Origin of the sequence: Pseudomonas sp. NY15181, assembly GCF_048068055.1 — a bacterium.
Classification (GTDB): domain Bacteria; phylum Pseudomonadota; class Gammaproteobacteria; order Pseudomonadales; family Pseudomonadaceae; genus Pseudomonas.
Genome location: NZ_JBLUPT010000012.1, coordinates 144,674 through 165,606 on the forward strand (window position 1 = coordinate 144,674; position 20,933 = coordinate 165,606).

Here is a 20,933-nt window from a genome sequence, read left to right on the forward strand (position 1 = left end):
AGCCCCCTCTCGGCAAGGAGAGGGTCGGGGGAGAGGGCCTTGCGGCGCCTCTCCCGCGGGGGGATCAATCCAGCAGCGAGATGGCGGTCGGGGCGTCGGCACCCTTGAGCGCCAGTTCCTCGAACTCGTTCACCGCGTTGATCTCGGTACCCATGGAGATGTTGGTGACACGCTCCAGGATGACCTCCACGACTACCGGCACGCGGTGCTTCTGCATCAGCTCGCGAGCCTGGACGAAGGCGGCGCCGATCTGCTCCGGGTCGAATACGCGGATGGCCTTGCAGCCCAGACCTTCGACGACGGCGACGTGGTCCACGCCGTAGCCGTTGAGCTCCGGCGCGTTGACGTTGTCGAACGCCAGTTGCACGCAGTAGTCGATCTCGAAGCCGCGCTGTGCCTGACGGATCAGGCCCAGGTAGGAGTTGTTCACCAGCACGTGGATGTACGGCAGGTTGAACTGCGCACCGGCGGCCAGTTCTTCGATCATGAACTGGAAGTCATAGTCGCCCGACAGCGCGACGACCTGACGGCTCGGGTCGGCCTTGACCACGCCCAGGGCAGCCGGAATGGTCCAGCCCAGCGGGCCGGCCTGGCCGCAGTTGATCCAGTGGCGCGGCTTGTACACGTGCAGGAACTGGGCGCCGGCGATCTGCGACAGACCGATGGTGCTGACGTAGCAGGTGTCCTTGCCGAAGAACTCGTTCATCTCTTCGTAGACGCGCTGCGGCTTGACCGGCACGTTGTCGAAGTGGGTCTTGCGCTGCATGGTGCGCTTGCGCTCACGGCAGGATTCCACCCAGGCACTGCGGTCCTTCAGCTTGCCGGCGGCTTTCCACTCGCGGGCTACTTCCAGGAAGACTTCCAGTGCGGAGCCGGCGTCGGAAACGATGCCCAGGTCCGGGGTGAAGACGCGGCCGATCTGGGTCGGTTCGATGTCCACGTGGACGAACTTGCGGCCCGCGGTGTAGACGTCGACCGAACCGGTGTGGCGGTTGGCCCAGCGGTTGCCGATACCGAACACCATGTCAGATTCCAGAACGGTGGCGTTGCCGTAGCGGTGCGAGGTCTGCAGACCACACATGCCGGCCATCAGCGGGTGATCGTCCGGGATGGTGCCCCAGCCCATCAGGGTCGGGACTACCGGTACGCCGGTCAGCTCGGCGAATTCCACCAGCTTGTCGGAGGCATCGGCGTTGATGATGCCGCCGCCGGCGCAGATCAGCGGACGTTCGGCGTCATTGAGCAGGGCCAGGGCTTTTTCGGCCTGGGCGCGGGAGGCCTTCGGCTTGTTGACCGGCAGGGGCTCGTAGGCGTCGATGTCGAATTCGATTTCGGCCATCTGCACGTCGAACGGCAGGTCGATCAGCACGGGGCCCGGACGGCCGCTGCGCATTTCATAGAAGGCCTTCTGGAAGGCGTAGGGCACCTGGCCCGGCTCCAGAACGGTGGTTGCCCACTTGGTCACCGGCTTGACGATGCTGGTGATGTCCACGGCCTGGAAGTCTTCCTTGTGCATGCGCGCACGGGGAGCCTGGCCGGTGATGCAGAGAATCGGGATGGAGTCGGCGGAGGCCGAGTACAGGCCGGTGACCATGTCGGTGCCGGCAGGGCCGGAGGTGCCGATGCACACGCCGATGTTGCCGGCGGTGGTGCGGGTGTAGCCCTCGGCCATGTGCGACGCGCCTTCGACGTGGCGAGCCAGGACGTGGTCGATGCCACCGAGCTTCTTCATGGCCGCATACATGGGGTTGATGGCGGCGCCCGGCACGCCGAAGGCGGTATCGACACCTTCGCGGCGCATCACCAGTACGGCAGCCTCGATTGCTCTCATTCTGGCCATATTTTGTTCCTCGGTTCTTATACTGATTGTGTACAAAAGTTGAGGCGATTCTATGCAGGCTCCGGTGAGAAGGTCAAGACGGGTTGTATACGTCGGACTGAGTGGTCATTTTTCTTAGAAAGCCATTTAAATCAGTATCTTGTGCTAAAAGTTGATCTGCAGGTCAAACTATCGTTTGAAAAAATGTATACAAAAATAGGTGCTCATTGTCCTTTTGTGTTGCTTTGGTCGGGGCGTTCGGCTACTAGATTGCGTACAGATTTCTGATGCGGATGTGTGCAGGCGAATCGCCAGTGCCGTCCGCGCCCCTGACTTATCAACCTTGAAGAGGAAACCCCCATGACCACCATCAGTCTGGAAACCGCGCTGGACATCACCCGCCAGGCCCTGGCCGCCAGCCGCGAGCTGTCCACCGCGCCGCTGACCATCGCCGTGCTGGACGCCGGCGGACACCTGGTGACCCTGCAGCGGGAGGACGGCGCGAGCATGCTTCGTCCGCAGATCGCCATCGGCAAGGCCTGGGGCGCCGTGGCGCTGGGCAAGTCGTCGCGCGTGCTGGCGGCGGACGCGCAACAGCGCCCGTCCTTCATTGCGGCGGTGAACACCCTGGCGCAGGGCAATGTGGTCCCCGCACCGGGTGGCGTGCTGATCCGTAACTCGGCCAATGAGGTGATCGGCGCGATCGGCATCAGTGGCGACGCCTCTGATATCGACGAGCAGTGCGCGATCCGTGGTGTGCAGGCGCTCGGCCTGGTAGCCGACGCGGGCTGATAAGGCGGGAAGGGCGTGCGGTTCACCGCGCGCCCAGCGCTTTCCTTGTAGGAGCGAGCTTGCTCGCGAATCTTCGATTACGCCGGAAATTTCAGGCGTGAAGCGGGTTCGCGGGCAAGCTCGCTCCTGCGCGTTTGTGGGGCGTGGATTTCTGCAGTATGGGCGAAGAGCGATACAGATAGGCGGGAAGGGCGCGCGGTACTTCGCGCGCCGGACGTTCCTGCGTCGTTATGGCGTTCGTACGACGCGGTGCACTCAGATCGACAACGGCCGCAAACGCCCCTGGGGCTTGTGCTCGTTACCGTTGTCCGGCGCGGTGCCGCGCAGCACCAGGCGGGTGATGGTCTCGGTGGCGGCCTCGAAATCGGCATCGCTGAGGCTGGTCTTGCCGGTGACCATGGAAATCTGCCAGTCGAAATCGGCGTAGGTCTGGGTCGCCGCCCAGATGGTGAACAGCAGGTGATGCGGGTCCACCGGGGCGAGCAGGCCGCGGTCGATCCAGCTCTGCAGGCAGGCGATGTTGCGCTGGGCCTGGGCGTTCAGCTCGTCCAGGTACTCCTTCGGCAGATGCGGCGCGCCATGCATCAGTTCGCTGGCGAACACCTTGGAGGCATGTGGCAGCTCCTGGGAAATCCTGACCTTGGAACGGATGTAGGCTTTTAGCGCTTCACCCGGCTCGTCGTCCTCGCGGAACGGCGCGGACGCCTGGAGCAGGGGTTCGACGACGCTTTCCAGGACGCAGCGGTAGAGGTTTTCCTTGGTCTGGAAGTAGTAGTAGACGTTAGGCTTGGGCAGGCCGGCGCGAGCGGCGATGTCGCTGGTCTTGGTCGCCGCGAATCCCTTTTCGGCAAATTCCTCACTGGCTGCGCGCAGGATGAGGCGCCGGTTACGCTCGCGAATGCTGGTCATGGATGCTGGTCTTCTTGTGCTGCTGTTGTTGCCCAACTTAGCCGGGCATGGTAGCACCGGCCTTGTAGCCCTCTCAAGGCGAGGGTTTGCGGCAATTTCCTGACTTGTGGGTCGAATTCATGTATACATCGGTCCACAACTCCTGTATTCCTAGCGCACTTTCGTCTGGCCAGCCTGCCAACCGGAACCTGACTGCCCATGCCTGACTCCCAACTGGTCGATCCCTTCGGCCGCCGCATCACCTACCTGCGCCTGTCGGTCACCGACCGCTGCGACTTCCGCTGCACCTACTGCATGAGTGAAGACATGCAGTTCCTGCCGCGCGATCAGGTGCTGAGCCTGGAAGAGCTGGAAGCGGTAGCGGATGCCTTCATCGGCCTGGGCGTGCGCCGTATCCGCATCACCGGCGGCGAGCCGCTGGTGCGCAAGGGGCTGACCGGCCTGCTGGCGAAGCTGGGCGCGCGCCCGGAACTGGACGACCTGGCCATTACCACCAATGGCTCTCAGCTGCGCGAGCGCGCGGCTGAGTTGCGCGCCGCGGGAGTGCGCCGGCTGAACATCAGCCTCGACTCCCTGCGCCGCGAGCGCTTCGCCGCCTTCACCCGCGCCGACAAGCTGGAGCAAGTGCTCGATGGCATCGATGCCGCGCGGGACGCGGGCTTCGAGCGGATCAAGCTGAACACCGTGGTGCAGAAAGGGCGTAATGACGATGAGGTCTGCGACCTGGTGGCATTCGCCCTGGGCAAGGGCATCGACATCAGTTTCATCGAAGAGATGCCGCTGGGCGCCGTCAGCAGCCACGAACGCAAGCTCACCCTGTGCAGCAGCGACGAGGTGCGTGCGCACCTGGCCGAGCGCTGGCAGCTGCTGCCGACGCCTGAGCGCAGCGGCGGGCCTTCGCGTTATTATCGCATCGATGGTTACGACAGCCGCATCGGCTTCATTTCCCCGCATAGCAATAATTTCTGCGGCGACTGCAATCGCGTGCGGGTGACCGCCGAAGGCAAGCTGGTGCTGTGCCTGGGCCATGAAGGCGCGCTGGACCTGCGCCGGCTGCTGCGTGAGCACCCAGGCGATGTCGCGCGGTTGCGTGCCGCGCTGATGGAGGCGCTGCACCTGAAGCCCGAGCGTCACCACTTCGAAGCCGATCAGCAGGTGCAGGTGCTGCGGTTCATGAGCATGACCGGCGGCTGAGTCCGCCACGGCGGGTCGCCCGGTCCGCCCGACAGAACAACAACAATGTCACCAGGAGGGTACTTTGAAGCTCAAGGCTTTCTGCTGGGCGCTCGCCAGCATCGTTTCCACCGGGGCCATGGCGCAGACCTATGTGGTCGGCGTCGAGAACCTGCCATTTGCACCGCACTACGTCACTGATGCGCAGGGTCATTACCAGGGCTTTGCCCGCGACCTGCTCGACCTCTTCGCTACCACCACTGGCATCACCCTGGAGTACCGCCCGCTGCCGGTGGAAACGCTGCTGCCGGCGTTGCTCAAGGGCGAGGTCGATTTCAAATACCCGGACAACCCCGATTGGGCGCCGGAGCAGAAGGTCGCCAAGTCGCTGCGCTACAGCCAGTCGGTAACCCAGTACGTCGACGGCGTGCTGGTGGCGCCGGATCGCGTCGGCCAGGGCGTTGATGCGCTGAAGCGCCTCGCGCTGGTGGAAGGTTGGACCCCGCGCGGTTACGAACAAAAGGTGCAGTCCGGGCAGATCGGCATCGAGCCCAGCGCCGACCTGCGGCAGATGATCCATACCGCGCTGAAGAAGCAGGCCGACGGCGCCTATTTCAACGTGGTGGTCGCCACCTACTACCTGGACAACATCCGGGCGCGTCCCGGTGCGCTGGTGTTCGACCCGTCGCTGCCGCACACCCGCAGCTCCTTCCAGCTCTCCACGGTGAAGCACGGCGAGCTGATCGATCGCTTCGACCGCTTCCTCGTCGAGCACGCCAAGGAGGTCGCCGCACTCAAGACCAGGTACGGCGTCGAGGCAAACCTCGACTCCGAGCATCTGGGTGTCGAGCAGTGGAAGGTGGACTTCCTCGAACGCCAGAAAGCAAAACAGAAGGTGCCGGCCTCGCCCTGAGCCGTCATCTTCCCTAGAATCGCCGCTGCCGTTCGCGCGCCAGCCGTAGGGAGGATGAAGTGCGCCGCGCTTTGTTCATCTGCAGCCGCAATCGCCTGCGCAGCCCCACCGCCGAAACCGTCTTCGCCAGCTGGCCGGAGGTCGAGACCGACTCCGCTGGGCTGGCGCCGGACGCCGAGGTCCTGCTGAGCGCCGAGCAACTGGACTGGGCCGATCTGGTCTTCGTCATGGAGCGCCGCCAGCGGCAGACGTTGCTGCGCCGTTTCCCTGCGGCGATGCGCGGCAAGCGCCTGGTGTGCCTGGACATCCCCGACGACTACGCCTACCTGCAGCCGGAACTGGTGCTCCTGCTGGAGCGCAAGGCCGGTCCCTTCCTGCGGCGGGAGGGGGCATGAGCGAGATCCGCATTCCGCTGCGCGAGGGCGTGCTGGTCTGCCCCAGCTTCCGCATTCAGGCACAGCCCGAGCCTTCACTGGAAATCGACGGCGATCTGCTCTGGGCGCTGGAGCAGCCACAGTGGTGTGAGCTGGCCGTCCAGTTGGAGGAGCGCGACGGCGCCTGGTGGGTCATGCCCCTGCCGCTGGAGCTGCAAGCCGGCTTCGAGCCCCGGCGCGTGATCAACTGGCGCGACGAGCCGGTGCGCATCGAGCAGCCCGAAGGCATCGAGGATGCTGAGGCGGCGATCCACTGGTGGCGCGGCGGCGCGGTCGCCGATGTGCGCGGTCGCATCAGCCATCATCCCTGGGGGCGCCTGCTGCGCGTGGAGGGCGGCGGCTTCGGGGGCGAGCACATTCTCTTTCCCCGCGGCCATGCTTGCGTCTATCTGGGGCATCTCGACGCCGATTGGCGCGCATTACGTTTCGAACTCTTTTCCTGACCTAGCATCTTAATAGTTAGCGGCCCAGCGGTTGGCGCCGACATGGCGGAGCGTTGCGGCTTGCCGGCTTTTGCGCCGAGCGGCAGCACCTCGTGCCTTACGTGCAAGTAGTCAAAGATGAGGAAACCCAGAATGACCATAACAAAGCGGGTGAAGAGCCTTGCAGCCATGCTGGTGCTGGCGCAATTGGGCGTGGTGGCGGAGGTTCCGCTGGCACAGGCGAGCATGGTCGCTACCGGCGAGGTGCTGCAGGCGCAGCAACAGCAGGTTGACCGTGAACAATTGCTGAAGATGCTCGATGACCAGGGTGTGCAGAAAAAGCTGCAGTCCATGGGCGTTGAGCGCAGCAAGGTCGAGCAACGCATCAAGAGCCTCTCCAATGAGGAGCTGGCGCAATTCAACCAGCAACTGGACCAGGCACCCGCCGGCGGCATCATCGGCATCATCCTGCTGTTCCTGCTGATCTTCATCATCACTGACGTGCTCTGCATCACCCACATCTTCACCTTCGTCAGGTGCCAGCGTTGAGTCGCTGGGCCATGGCTGCCGCGTTGGCGGTGGCCGTGGCGCTGGGTGGCTGCGCGCAGGCACCGAAATTGCCGTCTTCTGTCGAGACGCTGCCCGAGCGGGTGGAGCTGCGCGATGTGCAGTTCTTCCCACAGCAGGAGTTCCAGTGCGGCCCCGCCGCACTGGCGACCATGCTCAACCAGCGCGGCGTGAGGGTTACGCCGCGGCAGTTGAAGGAGCGCGTGTTCCTTCCGCAACGCCAGGGCAGCTTGCAGGTGGAGCTGGTGGCGGCGGCGCGGGAGAAGGGCATGCTGGTGTATCCGCTGCGGCCGCGCCTGGAGGATGTGCTGAGCGAAGTGGCGGCGGGTAATCCGGTGCTGGTCTTGCAGAACCAGGGCCTGGATTGGCTGCCGGTGTGGCATTTCGCGGTGGTGGTCGGTTTCGATCGACAGCGCCACGAACTGATCCTGCGTTCCGGGATCACCGAACGGATGGTGATCGACTTCACCGCCTTCGATGTCACCTGGGCACGCAGCAAGCGTTGGGCGGTGCTGACCTTGCCGGCGGATCGCCTGCCGGCCACGGCGCAGCCCACTGCATGGCTGCGCGCTGCGCATGATCTGGAGGAGACCGGCCAGCCGGCCCTGGCGGAGCAGGCGTATCACAAGGCCACGCAAGCCTGGCCGCAGGATGCGCTGGGCTGGTTCGCCCTGGCCAATGCGCAGTATGCGGGTGGTCACCTGGCTGAGGCGGAATCCGCCTTGCGGCATAGCGTGGGCGCACGCCCCGATTTCGCCGCGGGCTGGTTCAACCTGGGCAATGTGCTGGGCGAGCGGGGCTGTCCGCAGCAGGCGCGGGAGGCGGGTAGCTGTGCGGCCCGTCTGGCGCCGGCGGATTCGCGCTTTTCGGTGGCGCCTGCTGGGACGGCAAATCCCTCGGCGCGCTGCGAGTCGCTTCCTGCGTGCCCGGGGAGCTGATTCGCTCTCCCGAAAAAGAAAACGGCGCCATAAGGCGCCGTTTTTCTTTAAGCGGAGCGTCAGACGCCCAGCTTGTCGCGCATGGTGTAGTACCAGGCGCCGATCGCGGAGAACGGAACCTGGAACATGCGGCCGCCCGGGAAGGGGTAGTGCGGCAGGGTGGCGAAGGCGTCGAAACGCTCGGCCTGGCCGCGCAGGACCTCGGCCAGCACCTTGCCCGCCAGGTGGGTGTAGGTGACGCCGTGGCCGGAACAGCCCTGGGAGTAGTAGATGTTGTCGCCAATACGGCCAACCTGCGGCAGACGCGATAGGGTCAGCAGGAAGTTGCCGGTCCAGGCGAAGTCGATCTTGACGTTCTTCAGTTGCGGGAAGACCTTGAGCATCTTCGGACGAATGATCGCCTCGATGTTCGACGGGTCGCGCGCACCGTAGACCACGCCGCCGCCGAAGATCAGGCGGTTGTCGCTGGTGAGGCGGTAGTAGTCGAGCAGGTAGTTGCAGTCCTCGACGCAGTAGTCCTGCGGCAGCAGGGACTTGGCCAGGTCGGCGCTCAGCGGCTCGGTGGTGATCACCTGGGTGCCGCACGGCATGGACTTGGATGCCAGCTCCGGCACCAGGCCGCCCAGGTAGGCGTTACCGGCAACCACCACGAACTTGGCCTTCACGCGGCCTTTCGGAGTGTGCACGACCGGGTTGGCGCCACGGTCGATCTTCACGGCAGGGGACTGCTCATGGATCACGCCGCCCAGGGATTCCACGGCTGCGGCTTCGCCCAGGGCGAGGTTCAGCGGGTGGATGTGGCCGCCGCTCATGTCGAGCATGCCGCCGACGTAGCTGTCGGTGGCCACGACTTCACGGATGCGCTTGGCGTCCATCAGTTCCAGCTGGGTATGGCCGAAGCGCTCCCACAGCTTCTTCTGGGACTCCAGGTGGCCCATCTGCTTGGCGCTGAGGGCTGCGAACACGCCGCCGTCCTTCAGGTCGCACTGGATGTTGTACTTGGCGATGCGCTCGCGAATGATGCGGCCGCCTTCGAAAGCCATCTGGCCCAGCAGTTGAGCCTGCTTGGCGCCGACACTGCGTTCGATGACGTCGATGTCGCGGCTGTAGCTGTTGACGATCTGGCCGCCGTTACGGCCCGAAGCGCCGAAGCCGACCTTGGCGGCTTCCAGTACGGTGACCTTGAAGCCGTTTTCCAGCAGGAACAGCGCGGTGGACAGGCCGGTGTAGCCTGCACCGATTACGCAGACATCGGTCTCCACCTCGCCCTGCAGTTCAGGGCGGGCCGGGACCGGGTTGGCCGAGGCTGCGTAATAGGAAGTGGGGTAGGGAGTGTGCGGCATAATGCACCTGTGTTTGTTATTTTTTACGAGATGGGTGGATGCTACCTGAGTCGAATCGGGCCGGCTAGTGCCCGTGCAAAATAATTTACGGACGGTCGAACATAAAAAAATTCACTTTTTCAGTGGCTTAGCGGAAAAAAGTGCTTGACGCTCCAAAACGATCGCGTAGAATGCGCCCCACACGACAGGCACATAGCTCAGTTGGTTAGAGCACCACCTTGACATGGTGGGGGTCGTTGGTTCGAGTCCAATTGTGCCTACCAAACATAGCCGCTCCGGCGGTTGCGAAAAGGGCGATCCGAAAGGATCGCCCTTTTCGTTTGTCCGCAGAAAAGTCGGTGCGCCTGTTATGGTGTCCTCTGGGGTGTGGTTGGAGGTGGTAATGAGCGGTCTACGATCCTGGTTGTTGCTCGGCGCGCTGCTGGCGTCGGCGCCGGCGCTGGCGGAGATGCAGGTGATCTGGCCGGAGGGCTGGAATGTCTCGCGCTCGCCGGAAGAAGTGGTGGCTGATGCTCCGCTGATTCGCCAGCGTGGTGTGCGCCTGGCTGAGGATGGCTCCCAGGAGCTGGTCATGGAAGTTACGCGCAGTCGTTTGGGGGGCGATTCCTCTATTAACGTAGAGAAGGTCATCGTCGAGATGCGCAAGGCGCTGCAGAAGGACTTTCTCCGCCAGGGTTTCCAGGCAGCGTGCAGCAAGCCCCGGGTGGTGCAGCTGGGTGGTCTGGATGGATTGGAGGTGCATTGCGGCATCAGTCGGAACGGCACTGAGGTGCTGAAGCAGACTCTGCAGGTGGCCTTGGGCGATGGCGCGGCCTACTCGCTGTCCTATGCGGCGCCGGCGGAGCGCTATACGGCGCTCGCGGGAGAGATTGAGTCGGTGAAGGCGGGGATCAGCCTGCGCTGACGCTCAGGCAGGTTGCTGCCTTATATAGAAGGCAGAAAGCAAAAAGCCCCGCTTCGGCGGGGCTTTTCATTTTCAGGCTCAGGCGGCGAGGGTGGCCTGCACGCGCTCGATGACCGCTTGCAGTGGCGCTTCGGCCTGGTACTGCTGGGGATAGAGGCGCTCGGTGTGCTTGGCGATGCCATGCTCGTTCACCAGCGTGAAGCTGAAGCCGTGCTTGCGCTTGGCCTGGATGACGCAGTTCAGAGGAGCGAAGGCCACCGAAAGGGTGCGAATCGCCTCCTGGATATGCGGGGAGGTTTTCATTGTCTTGTCTTTCCAAATAGGTAACGGTCCTATGACCGTCGAAATCGTAAAAAGCTCCGGGTGCAATCTGAGGATGCAGAAAGCGTGTGACCGGAATATGGCAGCGAATGGAAACTTGAGGGTCGGTTCGCGTCAGTCTGCAGGGTTGGGTAAAGGCAGTTGAACTGACGTAGGCGCTATCGCTCGGGCAAACTTTCCTGGCGCGGCTGACGTGCTCTGGAATCGATGCTGAGGAGGCGCTGGCCGTGGCCCTGTAGTGCCCAGCTTCAACCCTGGATCAAGGTAGGGGAGTGCTGGGAGGGGCGACCTTGGGTTTGGTACTCGCGTCCGGAATTATATGGATTTCTGTCGGCAATGGCCAGTTGATGTGCGGCCGTTGGTCAGAATCATTGCGAGTTGGTAAAGAAAAGCCGCAGGGCGGGAGCGCGCTGCGGCTTTTTTCTTACTTCTGCAGCCAGGATTCGACGGTTTCAGCGCCGAACTGTTGTTTCCAGGCTTTCAGGGTCTTGTGATTGCCGCCCTTGGTCTCGATGATTTCGCCGGAATTCGGGTTCTTGTAGGTCTTCAGCTGGCGGCTGCGGCGATGCTGGATCGGTGCCGGTTCGCCGGTAGTCTGCGGGTCAAGAATGTTGATGACATTACGCAGGTTCATGCCGTACTGGTCCATCAGGGCTTGCAGTTGGTCCTTGAACTCCAGCTCCTTTTTCAGGCTGCTGTCATTCTTGAGTTTTTCCAGCAGGGCCAGTTGTTCTTTAAGCTGGCGTTCGGCTTCGCGGAATTCCGCAAGTTTGGACATCATATGCTCCCGTCGGCAGGGGTGAATTGTGGGGGCGATTCTCTGTTCTTGTCGTTATCGCCGTCAACTATGGATATGAATTGTTGCGATTCGGACAATGCGTCTTAAATCCTTAGGCCTGTTATCCGGGGCGCAGATTAGTTGTTTCTTGAGGGATAATGCGTTGATTAAAGGGGTGGCACCTGCCAATCCCCTCTGAATACTGTGTGCTTTATTGTGGTGCGTTGAGTGCGAGTGCTGGATGAATAACGAGATTGTGCGGTATCGGGTCAATGATTATGAGCTCACGTGCCTGGCGGCGGGGCAGGGGGTGCCGCTTGTGCTGGTTCATGGGTCGCTCTGCGATTACCGCTATTGGCAGGGGCAGTTCGCCGCGTTGTCGGCTCACTATCGTGTGGTGGCGCCCAGTCTGCGCCACTATTTCCCTGAGCAGTGGGATGGAGAGGGTGCGGGGTTCACGACGGAGCAGCATGTGAGTGATCTGCTTGCGTTGCTGGATCAATTGCCGGGCCCTGTGCATCTGCTCGGCCATTCGCGTGGCGGCAACCTCTGTCTGCGAGTGGCATTGGCGGCGCCGCACAAGTTGCGCTCCCTGACGCTGGCCGATCCGGGTGGAGACTTTACGGAAGACGTATTTCGTATGGCGGGCCTGGTGTCGCCCATATCTCCGGTAGAGCGTAATCAGTTTCGCCAGCAGGCGCTGAGCATGATTCGCACGGGGCAAATTGGCGAAGGGTTGCAGCTATTCGTCGATACGGTAAGTGGCGCGGGTGTGTGGGAGCGTTCTTCACAGCAATTCCGCGAAATGGCCACCGCCAATGCCATGACCCTGGTCGGGCAGGTGGCGGATCATCCGCAGCCGATTTCCAATGCTCAACTTGATCAGCTGCAATTGCCGGTTCTGTTGATTGGTGGGGCGAAGAGTCCGGAGCCATTTCCGCGCATTATCCAGGCGCTGCAATCGGCGCTGATCGATGTCCGTACTTCGATGATTTCCGGTGCCTCCCACGGCATGAATGTGATTCGTCCGGCGTCCTTCAATCGCGCCGTGCTGGAATTTGTCGACCAATACTGAGCGAAGTCAGGGCTGCCGCTCGTCAGTCATCGAAAGTTGCAGTAACATCGCACGCCTTGCCCGCTATCGTTCGCGGGCGGGTTTTATCCGATTTCTTCCAGTGATCTCCGTCCGCGCGCGAAAGCGCAGGGTGCCGACAAGGCGCCTGCCACTGTGAGGCAGGCCTGCCCGGCGGGCGACGCTTACTGGCACATCCCAACCCATGTGGCCTTTCGTAGGGGTCACCACTAGGAGAGGAGGCGCCATGCCCATCATTACTCTTCCCGACGGTAGTCAGCGTTCCTTCGATCATCCGGTCAGCGTGACCGAGGTGGCGCAATCCATTGGCGCGGGCCTGGCGAAAGCCACCCTGGCCGGCAAGGTCAACGGCCGCCTGGTCGATGCCTGCGACATCATCGACAGCGACGCGACCCTGCAGATCATTACCCCGAAGGACGAGGACGGGCTGGAAATCATCCGCCACTCCTGCGCTCACCTGGTGGGCCATGCGGTCAAGCAACTGTACCCGACTGCGAAGATGGTCATCGGTCCGGTGATCGACGAAGGCTTCTATTACGACATTGCCTTCGAGCGCCCCTTTACCCCGGAAGACATGGCTGCCATCGAAAAGCGCATGGCCGAGCTGATCGAGAAGGACTACGACGTCATCAAGAAGATGACGCCGCGTGCCGAAGTCATCGAGACCTTCAGGGCCCGTGGTGAGGAGTACAAGCTGCGCCTCATCGACGACATGCCGGACGAGAAGGCCATGGGCCTGTACTTCCATGAGGAGTACGTGGACATGTGTCGCGGCCCGCACGTGCCGAACACTCGCTTCCTGAAAGCCTTCAAGCTGACCAAGATTTCCGGCGCCTACTGGCGCGGTGACTCGAAGAACGAGCAGCTGCAGCGCGTCTACGGTACCGCCTGGGCCGACAAGAAGCAGCTGGCCGCCTACATCCAGCGCATCGAGGAAGCCGAGAAGCGTGACCACCGCCGCATCGGCAAGCAGCTCGACCTCTTCCACCTCCAGGAAGAAGCGCCGGGTATGGTCTTCTGGCACCCGAACGGCTGGACCGTCTACCAGGTGCTCGAGCAGTACATGCGCAAGGTGCAGCGTGATCACGGTTACGTGGAGGTCCGCACCCCGCAGGTCGTTGACCGCATCCTCTGGGAGCGCTCGGGGCACTGGACCAACTACGCCGAGAACATGTTCACCACTTCGTCGGAAAGTCGCGACTTCGCGGTCAAGCCGATGAACTGCCCGTGCCACGTGCAGATCTTCAACCAGGGCCTGAAGTCCTACCGCGATCTGCCGCTGCGCCTCGCTGAATTCGGTGCCTGCCACCGCAACGAGCCGTCCGGTGCGCTGCATGGCATCATGCGCGTGCGTGGCTTCACCCAGGACGACGCCCACATCTTCTGCACCGAAGAGCAGGTAAAGAAGGAAGCGGCCGACTTCATCAAGCTGACCCTGCAGGTCTATTCGGACTTCGGCTTCACCGATGTTTCCATGAAGCTCTCCACTCGTCCGGCCAAGCGCGTCGGTTCCGAGGAGCTGTGGGATCGCGCCGAAAGCGCGCTGGCCGATGCCTTGAATGAATCCGGCCTGGAGTGGGAATACCAGCCGGGCGAGGGCGCCTTCTACGGTCCGAAGATCGAGTTCACCCTGAAGGATTGTCTCGGCCGTAACTGGCAGTGCGGCACCCTGCAGTACGACCCGAACCTGCCGGAGCGTCTGGATGCCAGCTATATCGCCGAAGATAACAGCCGTACCCGTCCGGTCATGCTGCACCGTGCGATCCTCGGCTCCTTCGAGCGCTTCATCGGCATGCTCATCGAGCACTACGCCGGCCTGTTCCCGGCCTGGCTCGCACCGACCCAGGCGGTGGTGATGAATATCACTGACAAGCAGGGCGAATGGGCTGAAGAAGTGGTGCGTCAGCTCGAGCAAAGCGGATTCCGTGCCAAGTCTGACTTGAGAAACGAGAAAATTGGCTTTAAAATCCGCGAGCATACTTTGCTCAAGGTTCCCTATCTGTTGGTTATCGGTGATAGGGAAGTTGAATCGCAGGCCGTCGCCGTACGTACGCGCGAAGGGGCAGACCTCGGCTCGATGCCGGTCGCCCAGTTCGCTGAGCTGCTGGCTCAGGCGGTTTCCCGGCGTGGTCGCCAAGACTCGGAGTAATCATTATTAAGCGTGAAATGAGACAGGATAAGCGGGCTCTCCCGAAACCGCCGATCAACGAGAACATCACCGCCCGTGAGGTTCGTCTGATTGGTGCTGACGGTCAGCAGATTGGCGTGGTCTCCCTCGACGAGGCCCTCCGTCAAGCCGACGAGGCCAAGCTGGACCTGGTGGAAATTTCTGCTGATGCGGTGCCCCCTGTCTGCCGCATCATGGACTACGGCAAGCACCTCTTCGAGAAGAAGAAGCAGGCTGCCGCTGCGAAGAAGAACCAGCACCAGCAACAGATCAAAGAAATCAAGTTTCGTCCAGGGACGGAAGAAGGGGATTACCAGGTAAAACTACGCAACCTGGTACGTTTCCTTAATGAAGGGGACAAGGCCAAGGTATCGCTTCGATTCCGTGGTCGTGAGATGGCCCACCAGGAGCTGGGCATGGAGCTGTTGAAGCGGGTCGAAACCGACCTCGCCGAATTCGGCACCGTGGAACAGCATCCCAAGCTGGAAGGACGCCAGCTGATGATGGTCATCGCTCCCAAGAAGCGTAAATAACCTCCCGGGCACTGGCAGGCCTGATGGTTATCAGTTGTTAACGAATGCGGAGTACTAAACATGCCAAAGATGAAAACCAAGAGTGGCGCCAAGAAGCGCTTCAAAGTGACTGCTGGTGGCATCAAGCACAAGCACGCTTTCAAGAGCCACATCCTGACCAAAATGACCACCAAGCGTAAGCGTCAGCTGCGCGGCACCTCGCTGCTCGCTGCTTCCGACGTTCGCCGTGTAGAACGCTCCCTGCGTCTGCGTTGATTTCTGGTAGAGGATAGATAAATGGCTCGTGTTAAGCGTGGCGTGATTGCCCGTCGTCGTCACAAGAAGATCCTGAAGCTCGCAAAAGGCTACTACGGCGCGCGTTCGCGCGTGTTCCGCGTTGCCAAGCAGGCGGTAATCAAGGCTGGCCAATACGCCTACCGTGACCGTCGTCAGCGCAAGCGTCAGTTCCGCGCCCTGTGGATCGCCCGTATCAACGCTGGTGCTCGTCAGAACGGTCTGTCCTACAGCCGTCTGATCGCTGGCCTGAAGAAGGCGGCCATCGAGATCGACCGTAAGGTACTGGCCGATCTGGCTGTGAACGAAAAAGCGGCGTTTACCGCAATTGTCGAGAAAGCGAAGGCCAGCCTGGCTTAAGCCCCACGACAGTTACCGGATCTCGGTCCGGACGTAACGTCACCGATAGGGGAAGAGCCTTACCGCTCTTCCCCTATTTTGTATCTGGAGTTGGTACATGGAAAACCTGGACGCGCTGGTTTCGCAGGCCCTGGATGCCGTGCGAAACACCGAAGACGTCAACGCCCTGGAGCAGATCCGGGTTCACTACCTCGGCAAGAAAGGCGAGTTGACCCAGGTCATGAAGACCCTGGGCGACCTGCCGGCCGAAGAGCGCCCCAAGGTCGGCGCGCTGATCAACGTCGCCAAGGAAAAGGTTCAGGATGTGCTGAACGCCCGCAAGGCTGAGCTTGAGGGCGCCGCCCTCGCCGCCAAGCTGGCAGCCGAGCGCATCGACGTGACCCTGCCGGGCCGTGGCCAGTCCTCCGGCGGCCTGCATCCGGTCACCCGCACCAAGGAACGCATCGAGCAGTGCTTCACCCGCATCGGCTATGAAGTGGCCGAGGGTCCGGAAGTCGAAGACGACTACCACAACTTCGAAGCGCTCAACATTCCGGGCCACCACCCGGCTCGTGCCATGCACGACACCTTCTACTTCAATGCGAACATGCTGCTGCGCACCCATACCTCGCCGGTACAGGTCCGCACCATGGAAAGCCAGAAGCCGCCGATTCGCATTGTATGCCCGGGCCGCGTCTACCGCTGCGACTCCGACCTGACGCACTCGCCCATGTTCCACCAGGTCGAAGGTCTGCTGGTCGATGAAGACGTCAGCTTCGCCGACCTCAAGGGCACCATCGAGGAATTCCTCCGTGCCTTCTTCGAGAAGGAATTCTCCGTCCGCTTCCGTCCGTCCTTCTTCCCCTTCACCGAACCTTCGGCGGAAGTCGACATCCAGTGCGTGCTCTGCAGTGGCAAGGGTTGCCGCGTCTGCAAGCAGACCGGCTGGCTGGAAGTCATGGGTTGCGGCATGGTCCACCCCGACGTGCTGCGCATGTCCGGCATCGACCCCGAGAAATACCAGGGCTTCGCCTTCGGCATGGGTATCGAGCGTCTGGCCATGCTGCGCTATGGCGTGAACGACTTGCGCCTGTTCTTCGACAACGATCTGCGGTTCCTCGGCCAGTTCCGCTAGCCCGCAAGACCGTCAACGCATTTAGGAGAGCAGGATGAAATTCAGTGAACAGTGGCTGCGGAGCTGGGTAAATCCGCAGGTATCCCGTGACGAGCTGGTGGCTCGTCTGTCCATGGCGGGCCTTGAGGTCGACGCCGTGATCCCGGTCGCCGGCCAGTTCAGCGGCGTGGTCGTGGGCGAAGTGCTGTCGACCGAACAGCACCCGGACGCCGACAAGCTGCGCGTCTGCCAGGTCAGCAATGGTTCGGAGACCTTCCAGGTCGTCTGTGGCGCGCCCAACGTGCGCCCGGGTCTGAAGATCCCCTTCGCCATGATTGGCGCCGAACTGCCGGGCGACTTCAAGATCAAGAAGGCCAAGCTGCGCGGCGTTGAATCCAACGGCATGCTCTGCTCGGCCAAAGAGCTGGAAATCAGCGAAGAGAACGCCGGCCTGATGGAGCTCGCCGCGGATGCGCCGGTAGGCGCCAACATCCGCGACTACCTCGAGCTGGACGACGCCTCCATCGAGATCGGCCTGACCCCGAACCGTGGCGACTGCCTCTCCCTGACCGGCCTTGCTCGCGAAGTCGGCGCGCTGTACAGCGCCGAGGTCAAGCCGGTGGTGGTCAACGCCGTTGCCCCGCAGATCGACGAAGTGCGCAGCGTTGAACTGATGGCGCCCAAGTCCTGCCCGCGCTACCTCGGCCGCGTCGTTCGTAACGTCGACCTGAGCAAGCCGACTCCCCTGTGGATGGTCGAGCGCCTGCGCCGTTCCGACATCCGCAGCATCGACGCCGCCGTCGACATTACCAACTACGTGATGATCGAACTGGGCCAGCCGATGCACGCCTTCGACCTCAACGAGATCAAGGGCGGTGTGCGCGTGCGCATGGCGGAGGAGGGCGAGAAGCTCGTCCTGCTCGACGGTCAGGAAGTCACCCTGCGTGCCGACACCCTGGTGATCGCCGACCACGAACGCGCCCTGGCCATCGCCGGCGTGATGGGTGGCGAGCACAGCGGCGTCAGCGCCAAAACCCGCGATCTGTTCCTCGAAAGCGCTTTCTTCGACAACATCGCCGTTGCCGGCAAAGCCCGCTCTTATGGCCTGCACACCGATGCGTCGCATCGCTTCGAGCGTGGTGTGGACTCGCAGCTGGCCCGTCGTGCCATGGAGCGCGCCACCGAACTGCTTCTGCAGATCGTAGGCGGCGAAGCCGGCCCGATCGTGGAGGCCGTCAGCGAAGCCGACCTGCCCAAGGTCGCTCCGGTCACCCTGCGCGCTGAGCGCGTCACCCAGATGCTGGGCATGACGCTGGAAAACGCCGAGATCGAGCGTCTGCTCACCGCCCTAGAATTCGATGTCCAGAAAGCCGGTGCTGATGCCTGGACCGTCGGCGTGCCGAGCCATCGCTTCGACGTCTCCATCGAAGTCGACCTGATCGAAGAGCTGGGCCGTCTGTACGGTTACAACCGTCTGCCGGTTCGCTACCCGCAGGCCCGCCTGGCGCCGAACACCAAGTCCGAGTCCCAGGCCGAACTGCCGGCGCTGCGCCGTCTGCTGGTCGCCCGCGACTACCAGGAAGCCATCACCTACAGCTTTATCGATCCCAAGCTGTTCCAGCTGTTCCATCCTGGGGTCGAGCCGCTGATGCTGGCCAACCCGATCTCCGCCGACATGGCCGCCATGCGCGCCTCGCTCTGGCCGGGTCTGGTGAAGTCCCTGCAGCACAACCTCAACCGCCAGCAGACCCGCGTGCGCCTGTTCGAAAGCGGCCTGCGCTTCGTCGGTCAGCTGGACGGGCTGGTGCAGGAAAACATGCTGGCCGGCGTCGTCTGCGGTGCCCGTCAACCGGAAGGTTGGGCCAACGGTCGTGAGAGCGTCGACTTCTTCGACGTGAAGGCCGATGTTGAAGCGCTGCTGGGTAATGCCGGCGCCATCGATGCCTTCACCTTCTCCCCGGCGGAGCATCCGGCGCTGCATCCGGGCCAGACCGCCAAGATCGACCGCGATGGCGTGCTGGTCGGCTACCTGGGCGCCCTGCACCCGGAGCTGGCCAAGGCGCTGGACCTGGATCGTCCGGTCTACGTCTTCGAGCTGGTACTGGCCGAAGTGGCCAGGGGGCGCCTGCCGAAATTCAGCGAACTGTCGCGCTTCCCCGAAGTGCGCCGTGACCTGGCCCTCATCGTCGATCTGGATACTCCGGCCGAGTTCGTCCTGGCCAATATCCGTGAAACGGCGGGCGAATGGCTGACGGATCTCAGGTTGTTTGACGTCTACCACGGTAAAGGCATTGATCCGCTTAGAAAAAGCTTGGCCGTTGGCTTGACCTGGCAGCATCCATCACGCACTCTTAATGATGACGAGGTGAACGCGACTACGCAGAATATCGTCGCCTCGCTGGAACAAAGGTTCAACGCCACGTTAAGGAAGTAGCGTATGGGGGCTCTGACGAAAGCTGAAATTGCTGAACGTCTGTACGAAGAGCTGGGCCTGAATAAGCGGGAAGCCAAGGAACTGGTGGAGCTCTTCTTCGAAGAGATCCGCCAAGCGCTGGAGCACAACGAACAGGTGAAGTTGTCGGGTTTCGGCAACTTCGACCTGCGCGACAAGCGCCAGCGTCCCGGACGCAACCCGAAGACGGGAGAGGAAATCCCGATCACAGCCCGGCGCGTCGTCACCTTTCGTCCAGGGCAGAAACTGAAGGCCAGGGTTGAGGCTTATGCTGGAACCAAGTCATAACGACGAGCTGCCCCCCATTCCGGGCAAACGCTACTTCACCATCGGTGAAGTAAGCGATCTTTGCGCGGTGAAGCCGCACGTGCTGCGGTACTGGGAACAGGAGTTCCCGCAACTCAACCCGGTCAAGCGAAGGGGTAACCGGCGCTACTACCAGCGCCAGGACGTGCTCATGATTCGCCAGATCCGCGCGCTGCTCTACGACCAGGGCTTCACCATCGGCGGCGCTCGCCAGCGTCTCACCGGCGACGAAGCACGCGAGGACGCCACCCAGTACAAGCAACTGATCCGGCAGATGATCGCCGAATTGGAGGACGTGCTGCACGTCCTGCGCAAGTAACTGAAAAAAATGAAAAAAGTACTTCTCCGAAGCAATCGCTTGGGGTATAGTGCGATCCGCTTCCAGGGCAACCTGGTCGCAACGTCGGGGCGTAGCGCAGCCTGGTAGCGCACTTGCATGGGGTGCAAGGGGTCGAGTGTTCGAATCACTCCGTCCCGACCAAATTTGAAAAGGCCGGTTCAGCAATGAACCGGCCTTTTTGCATTTCTCTTCCCGTAAAAATTCCCTATATCGACCGCTAGCTCGGCGCATCCCTCAGTGCTCAATCATCCTGAGCCGCCAAGAAGGTCGGTAGGTCCCGTCGCGCAATCCAGATTTCGCCTTGCCGCTTGATGACGCCGATGCGTTGGTCGGCCCAGGTCATGAAGGCGCGGTGGGGGCATGCTGGGAGTCGTGGCGGGTGGGGAGGACTTCGTCGCTGAGGTGTAAGATCGTGGGGAGCCTTCTCTATATAGAAGAGGCAGCTGAGAAGAGGGAGGTGGCGGCGTACCGGCTTGAGCCTGTCCGTCATCGGTGCTACTGGAGGTGCGCGGTCGCCGGAAGGGTTTGCTTCTATATAAGTCAGGGAAGGGAGATTTGTCATCTTTCTGCAAAAAGTCGTTGACGGGTCTTTTTAAGTCCCTATAATGCGCACCACTCGCAGCGACGAAGCGCTGAAAGAGCTTGAAAATCAGGCACTTACAGATGTTCGAAGTTGAGAGCGGTGGTCCGGCAGGTGAATCGCTTGCCACTTTTCCTTCGCTGCTCCGGCGGTGAGTCGAAAAGAAGATCGCCGAGGTGCTTGACAGTGATCCTGATCGCTGTAGAATGCGCCTCCCGCTGGTGGGAAGGCTTCCTTCTCCGAAGCGCAAGCGGTTGAGTAGAAAAGAAAATTTTCGAAAATAGCGCTTGACAAGATGAGGTGCTGCTGTAAAATGCGCGCCTCGGTTGAGACGAAAGAATCAACCAACTGCTCTTTAACAAGTCGAATCAAGCAATTCGTGTGGGTGCTTGTGATGTAAGACTGATGATCGACTGATTATCA

22 protein-coding genes and 2 tRNA genes are annotated in these 20,933 nt (G+C 61.9%); 19 read left to right on the forward strand and 5 right to left on the reverse strand.

The window, feature by feature from the left end; genetic code table 11:
• Window positions 1-64 precede the first annotated feature (64 nt).
• Window positions 65-1,840: a glyoxylate carboligase gene (gene gcl, locus ACNFBT_RS24070; protein ID WP_416753225.1), complete on the reverse strand. Its 1,776-nt coding sequence runs from the start codon at window positions 1,838-1,840 to the stop codon at window positions 65-67.
• 339 nt (window positions 1,841-2,179) lie between these two features.
• Here gcl and ACNFBT_RS24075 point away from each other — a divergent pair, with 339 nt between their 5' ends.
• The gene (locus ACNFBT_RS24075; RefSeq protein WP_416753226.1) at window positions 2,180-2,611 is read left to right on the forward strand and encodes a GlcG/HbpS family heme-binding protein; all 432 of its coding nucleotides are present in this window, start codon (window positions 2,180-2,182) and stop codon (window positions 2,609-2,611) included.
• A 255-nt stretch (window positions 2,612-2,866) separates the two neighbouring features.
• On the opposite strand, the gene ACNFBT_RS24080 is transcribed toward ACNFBT_RS24075, so the two are convergent.
• A complete protein-coding gene (locus ACNFBT_RS24080; RefSeq protein ID WP_416753227.1) occupies window positions 2,867-3,520 on the reverse strand; it encodes a TetR/AcrR family transcriptional regulator in 654 nt (217 codons plus the stop codon).
• Window positions 3,521-3,718: 198 nt separating this feature from the next.
• Between ACNFBT_RS24080 and moaA the strand changes: the two genes are divergently transcribed.
• From moaA to ACNFBT_RS24110, 6 genes are all read left to right on the forward strand, one after another.
• Complete coding sequence (gene moaA / locus ACNFBT_RS24085) at window positions 3,719-4,714, forward strand: GTP 3',8-cyclase MoaA (RefSeq protein WP_416753228.1); 996 nt, start codon at window positions 3,719-3,721, stop codon at window positions 4,712-4,714.
• A gap of 64 nt (window positions 4,715-4,778) precedes the next feature.
• Complete coding sequence (locus ACNFBT_RS24090; protein WP_416753229.1) at window positions 4,779-5,606, forward strand: substrate-binding periplasmic protein; 828 nt, start codon at window positions 4,779-4,781, stop codon at window positions 5,604-5,606.
• A gap of 59 nt (window positions 5,607-5,665) precedes the next feature.
• Window positions 5,666-6,001, forward strand: a complete 336-nt coding sequence (locus tag ACNFBT_RS24095; protein WP_416753230.1) for a low molecular weight protein tyrosine phosphatase family protein — start codon at window positions 5,666-5,668, stop codon at window positions 5,999-6,001.
• A complete protein-coding gene (locus ACNFBT_RS24100) occupies window positions 5,998-6,483 on the forward strand; it encodes a hypothetical protein (protein ID WP_416753231.1) in 486 nt (161 codons plus the stop codon). The genes ACNFBT_RS24095 and ACNFBT_RS24100 overlap by 4 nt, the downstream gene beginning before the upstream one ends.
• A gap of 168 nt (window positions 6,484-6,651) precedes the next feature.
• The gene (locus tag ACNFBT_RS24105; protein WP_416753240.1) at window positions 6,652-7,011 is read left to right on the forward strand and encodes a PA2779 family protein; all 360 of its coding nucleotides are present in this window, start codon (window positions 6,652-6,654) and stop codon (window positions 7,009-7,011) included.
• Window positions 7,012-7,022: 11 nt separating this feature from the next.
• Window positions 7,023-7,967 (forward strand): PA2778 family cysteine peptidase, encoded by a 945-nt coding sequence (locus ACNFBT_RS24110; protein WP_416753241.1) that lies wholly within the window; start codon window positions 7,023-7,025, stop codon window positions 7,965-7,967.
• A 59-nt stretch (window positions 7,968-8,026) separates the two neighbouring features.
• On the opposite strand, the gene ACNFBT_RS24115 is transcribed toward ACNFBT_RS24110, so the two are convergent.
• Entirely contained in the window at window positions 8,027-9,310 is a 1,284-nt protein-coding gene (locus ACNFBT_RS24115; RefSeq protein WP_416753232.1) for an NAD(P)/FAD-dependent oxidoreductase, read from the reverse strand.
• Window positions 9,311-9,496: 186 nt separating this feature from the next.
• Here ACNFBT_RS24115 and ACNFBT_RS24120 point away from each other — a divergent pair.
• Both ACNFBT_RS24120 and ACNFBT_RS24125 read left to right on the forward strand, forming a co-directional pair.
• Window positions 9,497-9,573 (forward strand) — tRNA-Val (locus ACNFBT_RS24120).
• Window positions 9,574-9,692: 119 nt separating this feature from the next.
• Complete coding sequence (locus ACNFBT_RS24125; RefSeq protein WP_416753233.1) at window positions 9,693-10,214, forward strand: DUF4946 domain-containing protein; 522 nt, start codon at window positions 9,693-9,695, stop codon at window positions 10,212-10,214.
• 78 nt (window positions 10,215-10,292) lie between these two features.
• Here the strand turns inward: ACNFBT_RS24125 and ACNFBT_RS24130 are convergent, their stop codons facing one another.
• Window positions 10,293-10,517 (reverse strand): hypothetical protein, encoded by a 225-nt coding sequence (locus ACNFBT_RS24130; RefSeq protein WP_275607839.1) that lies wholly within the window; start codon window positions 10,515-10,517, stop codon window positions 10,293-10,295.
• 442 nt (window positions 10,518-10,959) lie between these two features.
• Entirely contained in the window at window positions 10,960-11,313 is a 354-nt protein-coding gene (locus ACNFBT_RS24135; protein WP_416753234.1) for a histone-like nucleoid-structuring protein, MvaT/MvaU family, read from the reverse strand.
• A gap of 241 nt (window positions 11,314-11,554) precedes the next feature.
• On the opposite strand from ACNFBT_RS24135, the gene ACNFBT_RS24140 reads away from it, so the two are divergent.
• The 10 genes from ACNFBT_RS24140 to ACNFBT_RS24185 all read left to right on the forward strand — a co-directional run bounded on the left by ACNFBT_RS24140 (window position 11,555) and on the right by ACNFBT_RS24185 (window position 20,071).
• Window positions 11,555-12,388 carry an alpha/beta fold hydrolase gene (locus ACNFBT_RS24140; protein WP_416753235.1) on the forward strand — a complete coding sequence of 278 codons (834 nt, stop codon included), beginning with the start codon at window positions 11,555-11,557 and terminating at the stop codon, window positions 12,386-12,388.
• Between the two features lie 244 nt (window positions 12,389-12,632).
• A complete protein-coding gene (gene thrS, locus ACNFBT_RS24145; RefSeq protein ID WP_416753236.1) occupies window positions 12,633-14,555 on the forward strand; it encodes a threonine--tRNA ligase in 1,923 nt (640 codons plus the stop codon).
• On the forward strand, window positions 14,555-15,106 hold the full coding sequence (gene infC, locus ACNFBT_RS24150) for a translation initiation factor IF-3 (RefSeq protein WP_207887006.1): 552 nt from the start codon (window positions 14,555-14,557) through the stop codon (window positions 15,104-15,106). Before thrS ends, infC begins: the two co-directional genes overlap by 1 nt.
• Before the next feature lie 60 nt (window positions 15,107-15,166).
• A complete protein-coding gene (gene rpmI / locus ACNFBT_RS24155) occupies window positions 15,167-15,361 on the forward strand; it encodes a 50S ribosomal protein L35 (RefSeq protein WP_205334978.1) in 195 nt (64 codons plus the stop codon).
• Between the two features lie 21 nt (window positions 15,362-15,382).
• Window positions 15,383-15,739 (forward strand): 50S ribosomal protein L20, encoded by a 357-nt coding sequence (gene rplT, locus ACNFBT_RS24160; protein WP_003099086.1) that lies wholly within the window; start codon window positions 15,383-15,385, stop codon window positions 15,737-15,739.
• 97 nt (window positions 15,740-15,836) lie between these two features.
• Window positions 15,837-16,853, forward strand: a complete 1,017-nt coding sequence (gene pheS, locus ACNFBT_RS24165) for a phenylalanine--tRNA ligase subunit alpha (RefSeq protein WP_017516492.1) — start codon at window positions 15,837-15,839, stop codon at window positions 16,851-16,853.
• A gap of 34 nt (window positions 16,854-16,887) precedes the next feature.
• The gene (gene pheT / locus ACNFBT_RS24170; protein WP_416753237.1) at window positions 16,888-19,266 is read left to right on the forward strand and encodes a phenylalanine--tRNA ligase subunit beta; all 2,379 of its coding nucleotides are present in this window, start codon (window positions 16,888-16,890) and stop codon (window positions 19,264-19,266) included.
• A gap of 3 nt (window positions 19,267-19,269) precedes the next feature.
• Window positions 19,270-19,572 (forward strand): integration host factor subunit alpha, encoded by a 303-nt coding sequence (gene ihfA, locus ACNFBT_RS24175; RefSeq protein WP_003090661.1) that lies wholly within the window; start codon window positions 19,270-19,272, stop codon window positions 19,570-19,572.
• The gene (locus tag ACNFBT_RS24180) at window positions 19,553-19,909 is read left to right on the forward strand and encodes a MerR family transcriptional regulator (RefSeq protein ID WP_015476661.1); all 357 of its coding nucleotides are present in this window, start codon (window positions 19,553-19,555) and stop codon (window positions 19,907-19,909) included. The genes ihfA and ACNFBT_RS24180 overlap by 20 nt, the downstream gene beginning before the upstream one ends.
• Before the next feature lie 85 nt (window positions 19,910-19,994).
• Window positions 19,995-20,071 (forward strand) — tRNA-Pro (locus tag ACNFBT_RS24185).
• Window positions 20,072-20,933: the final 862 nt, after the last annotated feature.

Bases quoted from the DNA above. Each gene is read 5' to 3' on its own strand.
- ACNFBT_RS24125 (WP_416753233.1), top strand. From the start codon at position 9,693: ATGAGCGGTCTACGATCCTGGTTGTTGCTCGGCGCGCTGCTGGCGTCG.
- pheT (WP_416753237.1), top strand. From the start codon at position 16,888: ATGAAATTCAGTGAACAGTGGCTGCGGAGCTGGGTAAATCCGCAGGTA.
- ihfA (WP_003090661.1), top strand. From the start codon at position 19,270: ATGGGGGCTCTGACGAAAGCTGAAATTGCTGAACGTCTGTACGAAGAG.
- ACNFBT_RS24075 (WP_416753226.1), top strand. From the start codon at position 2,180: ATGACCACCATCAGTCTGGAAACCGCGCTGGACATCACCCGCCAGGCC.
- ACNFBT_RS24105 (WP_416753240.1), top strand. From the start codon at position 6,652: ATGCTGGTGCTGGCGCAATTGGGCGTGGTGGCGGAGGTTCCGCTGGCA.
- ACNFBT_RS24110 (WP_416753241.1), top strand. From the start codon at position 7,023: ATGGCTGCCGCGTTGGCGGTGGCCGTGGCGCTGGGTGGCTGCGCGCAG.
- ACNFBT_RS24080 (WP_416753227.1), bottom strand. From the start codon at position 3,520: ATGACCAGCATTCGCGAGCGTAACCGGCGCCTCATCCTGCGCGCAGCC.
- ACNFBT_RS24140 (WP_416753235.1), top strand. From the start codon at position 11,555: ATGAATAACGAGATTGTGCGGTATCGGGTCAATGATTATGAGCTCACG.
- rpmI (WP_205334978.1), top strand. From the start codon at position 15,167: ATGCCAAAGATGAAAACCAAGAGTGGCGCCAAGAAGCGCTTCAAAGTG.
- ACNFBT_RS24115 (WP_416753232.1), bottom strand. From the start codon at position 9,310: ATGCCGCACACTCCCTACCCCACTTCCTATTACGCAGCCTCGGCCAAC.
- rplT (WP_003099086.1), top strand. From the start codon at position 15,383: ATGGCTCGTGTTAAGCGTGGCGTGATTGCCCGTCGTCGTCACAAGAAG.
- ACNFBT_RS24135 (WP_416753234.1), bottom strand. From the start codon at position 11,313: ATGTCCAAACTTGCGGAATTCCGCGAAGCCGAACGCCAGCTTAAAGAA.
- gcl (WP_416753225.1), bottom strand. From the start codon at position 1,840: ATGGCCAGAATGAGAGCAATCGAGGCTGCCGTACTGGTGATGCGCCGC.
- ACNFBT_RS24130 (WP_275607839.1), bottom strand. From the start codon at position 10,517: ATGAAAACCTCCCCGCATATCCAGGAGGCGATTCGCACCCTTTCGGTG.
- thrS (WP_416753236.1), top strand. From the start codon at position 12,633: ATGCCCATCATTACTCTTCCCGACGGTAGTCAGCGTTCCTTCGATCAT.
- pheS (WP_017516492.1), top strand. From the start codon at position 15,837: ATGGAAAACCTGGACGCGCTGGTTTCGCAGGCCCTGGATGCCGTGCGA.
- moaA (WP_416753228.1), top strand. From the start codon at position 3,719: ATGCCTGACTCCCAACTGGTCGATCCCTTCGGCCGCCGCATCACCTAC.
- ACNFBT_RS24180 (WP_015476661.1), top strand. From the start codon at position 19,553: ATGCTGGAACCAAGTCATAACGACGAGCTGCCCCCCATTCCGGGCAAA.
- ACNFBT_RS24100 (WP_416753231.1), top strand. From the start codon at position 5,998: ATGAGCGAGATCCGCATTCCGCTGCGCGAGGGCGTGCTGGTCTGCCCC.